Origin of the sequence: Celeribacter baekdonensis B30 (assembly GCF_000299875.1) — a bacterium.
In the GTDB taxonomy this organism is placed as follows: domain Bacteria; phylum Pseudomonadota; class Alphaproteobacteria; order Rhodobacterales; family Rhodobacteraceae; genus Celeribacter; species Celeribacter baekdonensis_A.
Map to the genome: position 1 here is coordinate 213,834 of NZ_AMRK01000002.1, position 13,523 is coordinate 227,356.

Annotated in this window: 11 protein-coding genes; 3 read left to right on the top strand and 8 right to left on the bottom strand. The window is 58.0% G+C overall.

The annotated features are described in order from the left end of the window. Positions 1-6: 6 nt before the first annotated feature. From B30_RS04545 to B30_RS04555, 3 genes are all read right to left on the bottom strand, one after another. Entirely contained in the window at positions 7-1,086 is a 1,080-nt protein-coding gene (locus tag B30_RS04545; protein WP_040401873.1) for an ABC transporter ATP-binding protein, read from the bottom strand. 80 nt (positions 1,087-1,166) lie between these two features. Further along, positions 1,167-2,222, bottom strand: coding sequence for a methyltransferase domain-containing protein (locus tag B30_RS04550; RefSeq protein WP_009570841.1), 1,056 nt, complete (start codon positions 2,220-2,222; stop codon positions 1,167-1,169). A gap of 120 nt (positions 2,223-2,342) precedes the next feature. Continuing rightward, positions 2,343-3,122, bottom strand: a complete 780-nt coding sequence (locus tag B30_RS04555; RefSeq protein WP_009570842.1) for an SDR family oxidoreductase — start codon at positions 3,120-3,122, stop codon at positions 2,343-2,345. Positions 3,123-3,608: 486 nt separating this feature from the next. Here B30_RS04555 and B30_RS04560 point away from each other — a divergent pair, with 486 nt between their 5' ends. Next, entirely contained in the window at positions 3,609-4,589 is a 981-nt protein-coding gene (locus tag B30_RS04560) for a Hint domain-containing protein (protein WP_232616890.1), read from the top strand. 293 nt (positions 4,590-4,882) lie between these two features. Continuing rightward, complete coding sequence (locus B30_RS04565) at positions 4,883-6,490, top strand: peptide chain release factor 3 (protein WP_009570844.1); 1,608 nt, start codon at positions 4,883-4,885, stop codon at positions 6,488-6,490. A 99-nt stretch (positions 6,491-6,589) separates the two neighbouring features. On the opposite strand, the gene B30_RS04570 is transcribed toward B30_RS04565, so the two are convergent. Next, a complete protein-coding gene (locus tag B30_RS04570) occupies positions 6,590-7,009 on the bottom strand; it encodes an OsmC family protein (protein WP_009570845.1) in 420 nt (139 codons plus the stop codon). Between the two features lie 211 nt (positions 7,010-7,220). Between B30_RS04570 and B30_RS04575 the strand changes: the two genes are divergently transcribed. Beyond that, complete coding sequence (locus tag B30_RS04575; protein ID WP_040401928.1) at positions 7,221-8,783, top strand: DEAD/DEAH box helicase; 1,563 nt, start codon at positions 7,221-7,223, stop codon at positions 8,781-8,783. Between the two features lie 117 nt (positions 8,784-8,900). Here the strand turns inward: B30_RS04575 and B30_RS04580 are convergent, their stop codons facing one another. From B30_RS04580 to nuoN, 4 genes are read right to left on the bottom strand one after another with little or no spacing between them, the layout of a single operon-like run. Beyond that, complete coding sequence (locus B30_RS04580) at positions 8,901-10,565, bottom strand: ribonuclease J (RefSeq protein WP_009570847.1); 1,665 nt, start codon at positions 10,563-10,565, stop codon at positions 8,901-8,903. Continuing rightward, positions 10,562-11,341 carry a type III pantothenate kinase gene (locus B30_RS04585; protein WP_009570848.1) on the bottom strand — a complete coding sequence of 260 codons (780 nt, stop codon included), beginning with the start codon at positions 11,339-11,341 and terminating at the stop codon, positions 10,562-10,564. Before B30_RS04585 ends, B30_RS04580 begins: the two co-directional genes overlap by 4 nt. After that, complete coding sequence (locus B30_RS04590) at positions 11,342-12,118, bottom strand: biotin--[acetyl-CoA-carboxylase] ligase (protein WP_051130583.1); 777 nt, start codon at positions 12,116-12,118, stop codon at positions 11,342-11,344. Further along, positions 12,078-13,514: an NADH-quinone oxidoreductase subunit NuoN gene (gene nuoN, locus B30_RS04595; protein WP_009570850.1), complete on the bottom strand. Its 1,437-nt coding sequence runs from the start codon at positions 13,512-13,514 to the stop codon at positions 12,078-12,080. Before nuoN ends, B30_RS04590 begins: the two co-directional genes overlap by 41 nt. Positions 13,515-13,523 lie beyond the last annotated feature (9 nt).

Sequence of the window (13,523 nt, forward strand, 5' to 3'; positions counted from 1 at the left end):
CAAACATTAGGAAGCGACTGGAAAGACGAAACACCGATCCCGGCGCATCATCAGCCACATCGGTGTGCCCGTTTTGGGCAAAAACACCGAGGGCACCGTGGCTTTCAACATCGAGCCGTCAAAATCCATCCGAAATTCCACAAGGCTCTCACGCCCCATGAACCGCGCGCGTTCGACAATGGCACGCGCGGGCGCGCCGTCTTGCGGCGTGGGATTGGGCCCGCGCCCGTCGCGATCAAAGTCGATGCGCAAATGTTGTGGCCGAATGACAATCTCAACCTCCGTGCCATCCGGGCGCGGCGGGCAAAGGAATTCGCCAAAGGCGGTGGTCACGGCCATATTGCGAACCGTGCCGCGGATCACATTGATATCGCTGAAAAACGCGGCGGCCTGACGGTCCACCGGAGCGTTGTAAATATTATAGGGCGCCCCCTGTTGGACGATCTTGCCGTCTCGCATCAGGGCAATCTCATCGGCCATCCGCATCGCCTCATGCGGCTCGTGGGTGACCAGAAGCACCGCGGTGTTTTCGGCCTTGAGCACATCCAGAGTGCTGTCGCGAATGTCATCTTTGAGGCGCTCATCAAGCCCGGAAAACGGCTCATCCATCAGCATGATTGAGGGGCGCGGGGCCAAAGCCCGCGCGAGCGCGATGCGTTGCTGTTCGCCCCCCGACAATTCATGCGGGTATTTGTCGATCGCACGCAAAAGATCGACCTTTTCAAGCAACTCGCGCACCCGCGCTCTTTTGTTCGATTTGTCGCCTTTTATCCCAAAGGCCACGTTGTCTTCGACCGATAAATGCGGGAAAAGTGCAAAGTCTTGAAACATCAAACCGATCGAACGCCGCTCCGGCGGCACCCGAAATTGGGTGTCACAGACCAGATTCCCATCGACATAAATTTCGCCCGTATCCTGCATATCAACGCCCGCGATGATCCGCAGCGTCGTCGATTTGCCGCAGCCAGACGGCCCCAACAGACAGGTCACCTGCCCCGGCATGACGGTGAGCGACACGTCAGATACCACCTCGCGCCCCTCAAAGACGCGGGTGATGTTGCGGATTTCTAACCGGGGGGTGGTCACGGGATCAGTCACAGGATCGGTTGCGCATATATGGTTTGTCTGACGAAAACTCTAAGGCTCCCTATCAGTCCAAACCCGCCTTAGCAACAGGAGGACGCGGGTGCGTCCGCGGTGCTTGCGATCAAACTGTCAAATGGGCTGGTGCCACCACAGCCCGCGAACAGGCCAAAATGGGTTGAAAAATCGCCGATAAAGTCGAAATGCGGCGCAAAGCGCGTGTCTTTGAGCATTTTGAACGTGTTGCCACAGACCGGAAACACCCGCCCCGTATCCATCACATGCCCCGCATCCAGAGCAAAGGCATGTGGCGCGCCGGGCACGGTGCCTTTGTAGATCACCGCCTGACCATAGTCTTCGCACTCCGGTTCAAGATCAAGTTTGAACAGGCGATAGGTGGCGGACATGAAGGAAATCGGCGCTACTTTCGCCTCCAGTTCCGCATTTTCCACAGTCAAAGCGCGATGGGTGACGCGGCGCGGATCGGCAAAGCCAGCTGCCCGCGCCATATGTTCGAAATCAGTCCAATAGAGCGCGCCGGAGAGGCATTCGCCATACAGCACCGGATCGGCCCGCAGCGCCTCAGGCACGCGGCGGTCGGCATAGACATCAGAAAAATACATCTCTCCGCCCGGCTTCAACAACCGATAGGCCTCACGCAACACGGCGGGTTTATCCATTGCAAGGTTCAACACGCAATTGGAGACGATGATGTCAAAAGACCCCGCGTCCAGCGGCACATCATCGAGTTTTTCGATGTAGCCCTCATAAAACGCCACATTTGAGGCGGCATAGCCAAAAGCCTTGGCGTGATAGTCCTGATGGGCACGGGCCACGGCCAATTGTTCTTCGGTCATATCGACACCGGCGACAAACCCGGCCTCGCCCACCATCTGCGCCAGCGCATAGACATCGCGCCCGGCACCACAGCCAAGATCCAAAACCCGTGTGCCTTCAAGCACATCCGGAGCAATCAGACCACAACCATAATAGCGCGTGAGCACATCGTCATGAATGTTGGACAGCGCCTTTTTGAGCGCATCGGGCATGTCCCCCGCCGTGCAACAGGCGTTGGTTTTCAAATCCGAACTGCCCTGAAGTACCTTACCGTAATAGTCCTGAACATCTGCGTGGCTCATGCTGGCCTCTCCCATTGTCGCGGGCTTAGATTTCGCGACTCATGGAACAAGCGCAAGTGAAAACACCACATATGCCAAAGCCGTGATACCCGCCGCCCAAAGTGCGGGCGGCGGAGCGGGTCACATCGTGGTCGTCGTTGCCCCGCCATCCAAGAGGATGTTTTGCCCGACCATAAAGCCCGCGAATTGCGAACACATGAAGGCGCAGGTGGCACCAAACTCCTCAGCCGTGCCGTAACGCCCGGCGGGAATGGCCGCTACTTTTGCAGCGCGAATCTCTGCCGCGGGTTTGCCCGAAGCCTCCGAGGCCGCCTTGTCCAAGGACACCGTGCGGTCGGTGGCATGAAGCCCCGGCAACAGGTTGTTCATGATCACACCCTTGGCCGCCACCTGCCGTGAGGTCCCGGCAACATACCCCGTCAGCCCGGTGCGCGCAGCGTTCGAGAGGCCTAAAACGGCAATCGGCGCCTTGACGGAGACGGAGGTGATATTCACCACCCGGCCCCAGCCCCGGTCCATCATCCCCGGCACCAGCGCTTTGATCAACGCAATCGGCGTCAACATATTGGCATCCAACGCCTTTATGAAATCTTCGCGGTCCCAATCGGTCCACATACCCGGCGGCGGGCCACCCGCATTGGTGACCAAAATATCGACCTCTCCCGCAGCTTTGAGCAGGGCGGCGCGGCCATCGTCCGAGGTCACATCGGCGGCAACGGTGGTGACCGAAACGCCGAAATCCTGGCGAATCCCGGCGGCGGCACGCTCCAACGCCTCGCTCCCGCGCGCATTCATCACCAAATCCACCCCCGCCTCGGCCAAGGCACGGGCACAGCCCAGACCAAGCCCTTTGGAGGAGGCACAGACCAAAGCCCGCTTTCCACTGATCCCAAGATCCATCCTTATCTTCCCTTCGTGATCGTCGCGTTGATGTCGTCGCATATCGCCTTGTTTTAGGGCTCCCCCCGGCGGATGTCACCTTTCATCGCTCTTTTTGGGCCGCGGACCTCGGAGAGGCAGAGCCAAGTATCCGTTATATGAAGCCGATGATGTGGCACTCACGCGTTCACCAAAATGGCACGATTTCCACCCAATCCCCCCGACATTGAACCAGTCCTGACAAAATCCTGCCACTGTTTCCAAATAGCTTGAATGCGTTGTGATGAATGTTGGTGTCACGAGTGTGCGGAGTAGAACAGTGTACAAACAAGACGTTTCCAGACATACTTCTTGCCGGGGGATGGAACAGAACGGATTCGATATGGGCTTGCTCCGCAGGTTCAGAGGGAGCTTTTGTTTCCGCGAAGTGAACGAATGTGGCCGGGGGTGATGATGAACACGCAGATGAGAGGCAAAACACAAAACCACATGGCGCCGACTGGCCCCGTGCAGACACTTCCAGTGTACCGCGCCGTCGATTTTTGTGTCCGAAATGGCATCAATCTTGGCGAACCTATTGGACATGCTGATGAAATCGAACTGGCCGATGCCTATTGCCTGAAAAAAACCGCCAAGCGTGACCGCCTGTCCATTGCGGTGGATGAAACGGGTTTGAGCATTGCGGCAAACTCCCAATTGGGTCAGACCGGAGCCGAACTTCATCTCGATTGCATGGCGACGTTTATGGCCGGTTCAGGCGCGACAGTTGAGGCGCTGATTCTGATTGAAACCGATGCGACAGGCCTGATCGAAGACACCTATCTCTTGCCCTTTGCCCCGATTGATCCCGACATCGAATATGTGCTGGTCAAGATCGACCGGGACGGCGCGCGGGCGCGTCTGGCAGAAGTCGCCTGTGTCGCCTTTACCCAGGGCACAAGGATCACCTTGGCCAATGGGCTACAAAAACCAATCGAAGAGTTGGCCGTGGGCGACCGTGTTTTGACCCGCGACCATGGACCGCGGGAAATCCGTTGGATCGGTCAACAAACCGTCCGCGCCACCGGCGCCTTTGCCCCCATTGTGATCAAACAGGGCGCTTTGAACAACGAACATGATCTGATTGTATCGCCAAACCACCGGATTTTCATCTATCAACGCCGCGACCATGCCCGCGCAGGACGTGCCGAAGTTCTTGTAAAGGCAAAACTTTTGGTCAATGGCGTCAATGTCGTTCAGACCGAAGGCGGGTTTGTCGATTATTTCCAATTGCTGTTTGACAGCCATGAAATCATCTACGCCGAAGGTATCGCCGCCGAGAGCATGTTTGTCGATGGGCAGGTGCGATCCGCCCTCCCCGCAGACATTCAGGCCCGGATCAGAACCACCCACGCCTTCGCTGAGTCGCCACGCGCGTTTGAATTGCATGATGGCATGTTGGAGCCCTCCGTTGCGGCGGAACTGCTGCGCTCGGCCTCGGCGAATTGAGTATTTAAAGCGTCACACCTTTGACCTGAGACAGGGCAAAGGCGTGACGCTGCCAGACATCTCGATGGTGTGGGCGTTCCGCCATAAGCCCGTGAAACAGGTTTATGGCGGAACGTTCTAAGCTGCAATGAAGACAAGAGGCGCTCCCGTTTGGGGGCGTTTTTTGTTAGGCCATAACGCGGCGTCCCCCAAAACCGTCTGGCTGGACGTAGCATCGGTTCGTCAAGATTTGCGAGACATCAGCGTGCATAACCCCATTGCCGCCTCGTCCCCGCCCCGCTATATCCGCCCTCATGTCAAACGCCACACATACCGCCCTTGTCCTGCCTGACGAAATTGCGCGTCGGCGCACCTTTGCCATTATTTCTCACCCGGACGCCGGTAAAACGACGTTGACGGAGAAGTTCCTGTTGTACGGGGGCGCGATCCAGATGGCGGGTCAGGTGCGGGCCAAAGGCGAAGCGCGGCGGACGCGCTCGGACTTTATGCAGATGGAAAAGGACCGCGGGATTTCCGTGTCGGCCTCGGCCATGTCCTTTGATTTTGACGGCTATCGCTTCAATCTTGTCGACACGCCTGGCCACTCGGATTTTTCCGAAGACACCTATCGCACGCTGACGGCGGTGGATGCGGCCGTGATGGTGATTGATGGGGCGAAGGGCGTTGAAAGCCAAACACGCAAGCTGTTTGAAGTGTGTCGCATGCGCGACCTTCCGATCCTGACCTTTTGTAACAAGATGGACCGCGAGAGCCGGGATACTTTTGATATTATTGATGAAATTCAAGAGAATCTGGCGATTGACGTGACCCCGGCAAGCTGGCCCATTGGCGTGGGCCGCGACTTTGTCGGCTGTTATGATGTGATCAATGATCGTCTTGAATTGATGGACCGGGCGGACCGTAACAAGGTCGCAGGCAGCATCAAGATCAACGGCTTGGAGGATCCAAAGCTGGCCGAACATGTGCCTGCGCATCTGTTGGATCAGCTCAAGGAAGAATTGGAAATGGCGCGCGCATTGTTGCCCGCGTTTGACCGTCAGGCGTTCTTGGACGGCACCATGACGCCGATTTGGTTCGGCTCTGCGATCAACTCCTTTGGCGTCCAGGAATTGATGGCCGGGATCGCCAAATTTGGCCCCGAACCACAGGTGCAAAAGGCCACACCGCGCCCAATCAGCCCGGATGAGACCAAGGTCATGGGCTATGTGTTCAAGGTGCAGGCCAATATGGACCCGAAACACCGCGACCGCGTGGCCTTTGTCCGCTTGGCGTCGGGGCATTTCAAACGCGGCATGAAATTGACCCATGTGCGCACGAAAAAGCCAATGGCGATCTCCAACCCGGTGCTGTTTTTGGCCTCTGATCGCGAATTGGCCGAAGAAGCCTGGGCCGGAGACATCATGGGCATCCCGAACCACGGCCAACTGCGCATCGGCGACACCTTGACCGAGGGAGAAGACATCCGCGTCACCGGCATCCCAAGCTTTGCGCCTGAGCTGTTGCAAACGGTGCGCGCCGGCGACCCGATGAAGGCCAAGCATTTGGAAAAAGCCTTGATGCAATTTGCCGAAGAAGGGGCCGCGAAAGTGTTCAAACCCGCAATTGGGTCGGGCTTTATCGTCGGCGTGGTCGGCGCGTTGCAGTTTGAAGTGCTGGCCAGCCGGATTGAATTGGAATACGGGTTGCCGGTGCGGTTTGATGCGTCGCAATTCACCTCGGCGCGCTGGGTCACGGGGCCCAAGGCCGAGATGGACAAGTTCATCAACACCAACAAACAGCATATTTCCTATGACCACGATGGCGACCCGGTGTTCTTGACCCGCTTGCAATGGGACATCGACCGGATCCAACGCGATTACCCGACGCTGACCCTGTCAGCGACCAAGGAAATGATGGTCTGACATCGTTTAAAATGAGACAAATCGAACCAAAAAGGCTGACCACAGTGATACGGTCAGCCTTTTCTTTTCATAATCGAACATTCTTCTGCAAAGCCCACTTTAGGCGATCGTCAGATCCATACTGATCTCACAGTCCAAAACCTTGGACACCGGACAGCCGGTTTCAGCCGCCTTTGCCGCCTCTTCGATCAGCGCCTTGTCACCCTCCGCCCGGATTGAAACCGTCAAATGCGCTTTCACAATCTTCGGCCCACCCTCCATCGACAGGTGAATGGTGGATTTGGTATCGATCTGATCGGCGGTGATGCCGCGTTCCGCCAATTGACCCGACAGCGCCATCGAGAAACAGCCCGCGTGGGCCGCGCCAATCAACTCTTCGGGGTTGGTGCCTGCGCCGTCTTCAAAGCGGGTGTTGAACCCATAGCGCGCGTCCGCGAGTACGCCGCTTTGCGTCGACACACGCCCTTTGCCTTCCTTCAGGTCACCACTCCATGTCGCAGATCCATGCTTTTTAATCATCGTGCATCTCCTCTTTGGTTTCCTCTGACACCACTGTGCCAGACGTACAAAGTGATTCACAGTTGCAATCAGTGCGCAAATCGCAGCATTCCTTGACCTTTTCGTGATTGAAGCGTATGAGGCGTCCCACAGACGTATCGGCAATATGGCCGAACGGGCCGCGCGGGATTTGCGGCCGAAAAAACAGCCGCAATATCGCGAAAGGCACGACTTGACCAAATTTTCCGACTTAAACCTTGCTCCCAAAGTTCTCAAAGCCATTGAGGACGCTGGCTACGAAACGCCGACCCCGATTCAGGCTGGCGCAATTCCCCCCGCCCTTGAGGGCCGGGATGTCTTGGGCATCGCCCAGACCGGGACAGGCAAAACCGCCTCATTCGTTTTGCCAATGATCACGCTCTTGAGCCGTGGACGGGCCCGTGCCCGGATGCCACGCTCGCTCGTGCTCTGTCCGACCCGCGAATTGGCCGCACAGGTGGCGGAAAACTTTGACACCTACACCAAATACATGAAGCTGACCAAAGCTCTGTTGATCGGTGGCGTGTCGTTCAAAGAACAGGACATCCTGATCGACAAGGGCGTGGACGTTTTGATCGCCACTCCGGGTCGGTTGCTCGATCATTTCGAACGCGGCAAATTGATCCTCTCTGACGTCAAAGTCATGGTGGTGGACGAGGCCGACCGGATGCTCGACATGGGGTTCATCCCCGACATCGAACGCATCTTTGGCCTGACGCCGTTCACCCGCCAAACCTTGTTTTTCTCGGCCACAATGGCGCCGGAAATCGAGCGGATCACCAACACCTTTCTGTCAGCCCCGGCCCGCATCGAAGTGGCCCGCCAAGCCAGCTCTGGCGAGAACATCGAACAGCATGTGGTGATGTTCAAAGCCTCGCGTCGCGACCGCGCAGCCTCGGAGAAACGTCAGCTTTTGCGTACGCTGATCGACCTGGAGGGCGAGAAACTCGACAATGCCATCGTGTTTTGTAACCGCAAGACCGATGTCGATATCGTCTCGCAATCCCTGAAAAAATACGGCTATGACGCGGCTCCGATCCATGGCGATCTGGAGCAAAGTCAACGCAACGCCACGCTTGAGGGCTTTCGCGGTGGCAAATTGAAAATCCTCGTGGCCTCCGATGTGGCCGCGCGTGGATTGGATGTGCCCTCCGTGACCCATGTGTTCAACTTTGACGTGCCAAGCCACGCCGAGGACTATGTTCACCGGATCGGCCGCACCGGGCGTGCGGGCCGCGATGGCAAAACCATCATGCTTTGTGAGCCGCGCGACGAAAAGAATTTCGCGGATGTGGAACGTCTGATTGGCAAAGAAATCCCGCGTTTGGACAATCCTTTGGGCACCGTTGCCGAGGCGGAGACCACGACCTCGGATCACGCCCCGGCAGAGGCCAAATCCGAGGACAAACCGAAACGGACCCGCTCGCGCAGCAGCAGAAGCCGCAAATCCGACAAGCCGGAGACGGCGGTCGAGGCGTCAGAGGTGCAGGCCCGTGAGAGCCAGACGCAAGAGGCCCCCGAGGCCACGGTGGCGGCAAAGACGGAATCGCGCACCAGAGAACGCGCTCCGCGTGAACCCCGCGAGTCGTCGCGCACGTCACAGGCCGCCTCCGATAGCAAATCCTCAGAGAACCGCGACCGCAGCAGCAGTTCGCGCAGCCGCGGCCGTCGCGACGATGATAAAAAGGTTGTGGGTCTGGGCGATCACCTGCCCTCTTTCATTGCACTAAGTTTTGACGAACGCAGCGCCAGCTAAAGCCAAAGCACCCTTTGCAAAAATTCAAAAACCCGCGCTATGGCGCGGGTTTTGTTTTGTGCATTTGCAGATTCGGACAAAACCCTCCCCGCAGCCAAAACAGCTGCGGGGGCAAATTTAATTGGACAGGCGGGAGATCACGATTTGGACCTCCGGCTTTTTGCCAGTCTCTTCATGCGTCGATTTACGGATGATGCGGCGCATCTCTTCTTCGAGTTTTCCGTCGTCCGAAAGGGTCTTGGGCTTGGCGCGCATCAGGAATTGGTTCACATCCTCTTCCAACACATCCACCAACGGCGCGCGCGACAGGCCAACTTCAGGCAGGCCACGCACTTCGCACCAGCAATCGCCCAAAGGCTCGTTGTCCTCAATGATCACCGTGGCAACAATCAACCCGTTCATCGCCATGCGAATCCGGTCGCGCACAATGCCATCCATCGCGCCGATTTGGATCGATCCATCGAGATACGTCCGCCCGGTTTCAACATATTCAACCACGCGTGGGGCATTGCCCGCCAGATCAAGACACACACCATTCGGCGCAACCACAGCCTGAAACCCGTTGGATTCCGCAAGTTTCGCATGTTCGCGCAGGTGACGGTGTTCGCCGTGCATCGGGATGACGACCTGCGGTTTAACGACCTCATGCAGCGTCGCAAGATCGGGACGGTTGGCGTGACCTGAGACGTGGAACAAGCCGTCCTGGTCGGAAATCACGTTCACATCCATTTCGGAAAACGCGTTGACGATCCGACCGACAGAAACCTCGTTGCCGGGGATGGTTTTCGAGGAGAAAATCATCGTGTCCCCGGCTGCGAATTTCAGGCCAAGGTATTTGCCACGCGACAATTGTGCGGTGGCCGCACGATGTTCGCCCTGCGACCCTGTGGTCAGCAACATCAGGTTTTCACGCGGAATATCGGTGGCGTTCTCGGGTGATACCGTGGCGGGGAAATCGGAAATGATCCCGGTTTCAATCGCGGCGGTGATCATCCGGCGCATCGCGCGGCCCAAAAGCACCACGGATCGTCCCGCCTGTGCCCCGGCCACGGCCAAGGTTTTGACCCGGGCAATGTTGGAGGCAAATGTGGTGGCGGCAACCATGCCGTCAAGTCCGGCGATCAGCTCGGTGAGCGGGCCGATGACTTCGGATTCGGAGCGCCCCGGATTGGGCGAAAACACATTGGTGGAATCGCACACCATGGCTTTGACGCCGTCTTTGGACACCTCTTCCCACAGCGCGCGATCAAAGGCCTCGCCCACCACCGGGGTCTCGTCGAGTTTGAAATCGCCAGTGTGGATGACCCGTCCGGCAGGCGTGTCGATGACCAAGGCCGAGCTTTCAGGGATCGAATGCGAGATCGGCAGGAAGCCGACGGTAAAGGCCCCAACGGTCGTCGTGTCCGGCCATTTCGAAACCGTTTTGATTTGCAGCTCATCATGACCGTGCTCTTCGAATTTCAACCGCGCGAGGTGGGCGGTGAAGGCGCGGGCATAGATCGGCGCGCCGAGACGGGGCCAAAGATGGCCGACCGCGCCAACGTGGTCTTCATGCGCATGGGTGATGAAAATCGCGTCGATCCGGTCCTTGCGCTCCACCAGCCAAGCGATGTCGGCAAAGATGAGATCAACACCGGGGGTGCCATCCATCGAGGGGAACGTCACGCCGAGATCGACGACGATATAGCGTTCGCTGCCCGCCGGGCCATAGCCGTACACATAACAGTTCATGCCGATTTCGCCGGCGCCGCCTAACGGGAGGTAAAGAAGTCTATCGCTCATATGTTGCCCTGATCCTTATTATATTGGTGAATGACCACGAGGCCGCGAATGGTCAGGAATTCGTCAAATGCGTCAAAGAGTTTGTGGCCCTGATTGAACAAAGGCGCAAGGCCTCCGGTGGCGATGACTTGCATCGGGCGGGCATATTCGTCCTTGATCCGGTTGCAGGTCTCGCGCACGAGGCCGACGTAGCCCCAGAACACCCCCGATTGCATACAGGCGACGGTGTTGGTGCCGATCACCTTTTCCGGCATGGTCACGTCCACATGCGGGAGAGCTGCGGCTTTGAGGTGCAGAGATTCAAGCGAGGTGTTGACCCCGGGAGAGATCACGCCGCCAACATAAGCGCCATCTTCGGCCACGACATCGAATGTGGTGGCCGTGCCGAAATCAACCACGATCAGATCGCCGCCAAAGCGGTCAAACGCGGCGGCGGAATTGACCAGACGGTCGGGGCCGACCGTTGTGCCCTCGTCCACACGCGGCGCATGGGGCAAAAGACATTCGGGTTTGCCGACCACAAGGGGACGACAATCGAAGTAACGATTGGCCAGAACCCGCAGGTTAAACACCACCCGCGGTACGGTGGAGGATATGATCACCTCGGTGATGTCGGCCTCGATTTTTTGAAAATTCATCAAAGTCGCAAGCCAGACATAATATTGATCCGCCGTGCGTTGATGTTCGGTCGAGGTGCGCCATGTGGCGATAAAATCGGTCCCGTCCCAGATGGAAAAGACGGTGTTGGTGTTGCCGGTGTCGATACAGAGAAGCATTTAAAAATAAACCTCAGCGGCGGGGATGGTGAGTTTGCCATTGGATGTGGCGAGCACAAGATTGCCAAAGGCATCGACGGTTTCAAACGTGCCATGGTGCTCTTCGCGCATGGTACGCGCCCGGATCGGTTGGCCCAAACGCGCGGCCCGCGCGAGCCAGGCGGTGCGGATCGGCGCGAAGCCATAGGTGACAAATTGCGCCTCCCAATGGGCGTAAGCCGGGGCAAGCAGGTCCAGGAAATCTTCGGGCACAACCAGAGCACCGGCTTCATCGGCCAGGGAGACCGGGGCCACCGCACCCTCCTCAAGCTGTGCCGGAACGGGGGCTGCGACAAGATTGACGCCAATGCCAATGGCCAAATGCGCAGGCCCACGTTCCAAAAGGATGCCCGCGACCTTGCCGCCATTGAGCAAAACATCATTGGGCCATTTCAGTGAAAACGGATCGGTGCGCCCGGTGGCGGCGACGAAAGCGTCATAAAGCGCCAGCGAGGCCACGAAGGAGCGCAAAGCCACCAGTTCCGGCCGCTCTGTAGGGAACATCAACAAGGTGGCGGCAAAATTGCCCTCGGGCATGGACCAGGCCCGGCCGCGCCGACCGTGGGCGGCGGTTTGCGACAGGGCCAAAATCCATTGCGAAAATGCGGAAGAGGCCGCGACACGCGCGGCCTCCGACATGGTGCTGTCCACCGAGGGCAGGACGGTGCGCCCTACCCCTTCGGGCCATCTGTGCAGATTATTTGACAAGGGCTTCGGCCGCGAGCGCCGCCATACCATCGACGCCAAACATATTGACGATCCCGACCAGCATGATCAGCGCAGAGAGGGTCAAAAGCGCAAAGGTCACTGGCGAGGATACTTTGTCCAAAGGATCGGTTTCAGCGCCGAAGTACATGTAATAGACGATGCGCAGGTAGTAGAACGCGCCGATCACCGACGCAATCACACCGAAGATGGCGAGATAGACGAGACCCGCCCCCCAAGCGGCCTGAAGCACGGCCAGTTTCCCGAAGAACCCAAGCATCGGCGGTACGCCCGCGAGCGAGAACAACAGCACCAGCAAAGCCAGCGCCTTGGCAGGGGAATTGCGCCAGTACAGGTTCAGAGAGGCGATGTCCGTGACCGGCTGACCATCGCGTTCCATTGTCATGATAAAGGCAAAGGTGCCGATGTTCATCGTGACATAGATCGCCATGTAGATCAGCGCCGATTGCACACCCTCGGCATTGCCCGCCGCCAAGCCCATAAGCGCAAAGCCCATGTGGGAGATCGAGGAATAGGCCATCAGGCGTTTGATGTTGGTCTGACCGATCCCGGCAATCGCGCCCAAGAACATCGAGGCCACGGCGATGACCGCAAGCACCTGTTGCCAATCGCCGGTGATACCACCAAAGGCGTCATGCAACACGCGGGCGAAAAGACCCATCGCGGCCAATTTCGGCGCGGTGGCGAAGAAGGCGGTGGTCGGTGTCGGAGCACCCTCGTAGACGTCCGGGGTCCACATGTGAAACGGCACGGCGGAAACTTTGAACGCCAGACCGGTCATGATGAAGACGAGACCAAAGAGCACCCCGAGTGGCGCGTCAACCGAGACGACCGAGAGGATACCGGCGAAAGACGTGGTGCCGGCAAAGCCGTAGACCAAGGACGACCCGTAGAGCAAAAGCCCCGACGAGAGCGAGCCCAACACGAAATATTTCAGGCCCGCTTCGGTCGATTTCACGCTGTCACGGCGGAAGGACGCGATGACATACAAGGACAGAGACATCAACTCGAGGCCCAGGTAGAGCGCCATCAAATCGCCTGCAGAGACCATCACCATCATGCCGATTGTCGAGAACAGCACAAGGATCGGGTATTCGAATTTGGCGAAACCGCGTTTGTCGAGGAAGTCATAAGACATCACCAAAACGGCAGCCCCGGCCAAGAGGATGCCAACCTTGCCAAAGCGCGAGAAGGCGTCGTCGATGAACATGCCGTGAAAAGCGTCCACCGATCCGCCGCCCCCCAAACCGATGAGCAAAGCGACGATGACAAAGACCGCGGCCGTCACCCAAGTGATCGCGCCCGCGAGTTTGTCCTTGCCGGTGTAGACCGCGAAGAGGAGCGCGAGCATGCCGTAAATGGCAAGCAAGGTTTCTGGGAGGACGATGGAGAAATCGTTGGAGGTCATGGTCCTGAT

Bases quoted from the DNA above. Each gene is read 5' to 3' on its own strand.
- B30_RS04590 (WP_051130583.1), bottom strand. From the start codon at position 12,118: ATGGTATGGCGGCGCTCGCGGCCGAAGCCCTTGTCAAATAATCTGCAC.
- B30_RS04585 (WP_009570848.1), bottom strand. From the start codon at position 11,341: ATGCTTCTCTGTATCGACACCGGCAACACCAACACCGTCTTTTCCATC.
- B30_RS04555 (WP_009570842.1), bottom strand. From the start codon at position 3,122: ATGGATCTTGGGATCAGTGGAAAGCGGGCTTTGGTCTGTGCCTCCTCC.
- B30_RS04550 (WP_009570841.1), bottom strand. From the start codon at position 2,222: ATGAGCCACGCAGATGTTCAGGACTATTACGGTAAGGTACTTCAGGGC.
- B30_RS04565 (WP_009570844.1), top strand. From the start codon at position 4,883: ATGTCAAACGCCACACATACCGCCCTTGTCCTGCCTGACGAAATTGCG.
- nuoN (WP_009570850.1), bottom strand. From the start codon at position 13,514: ATGACCTCCAACGATTTCTCCATCGTCCTCCCAGAAACCTTGCTTGCC.
- B30_RS04570 (WP_009570845.1), bottom strand. From the start codon at position 7,009: ATGATTAAAAAGCATGGATCTGCGACATGGAGTGGTGACCTGAAGGAA.
- B30_RS04580 (WP_009570847.1), bottom strand. From the start codon at position 10,565: ATGAGCGATAGACTTCTTTACCTCCCGTTAGGCGGCGCCGGCGAAATC.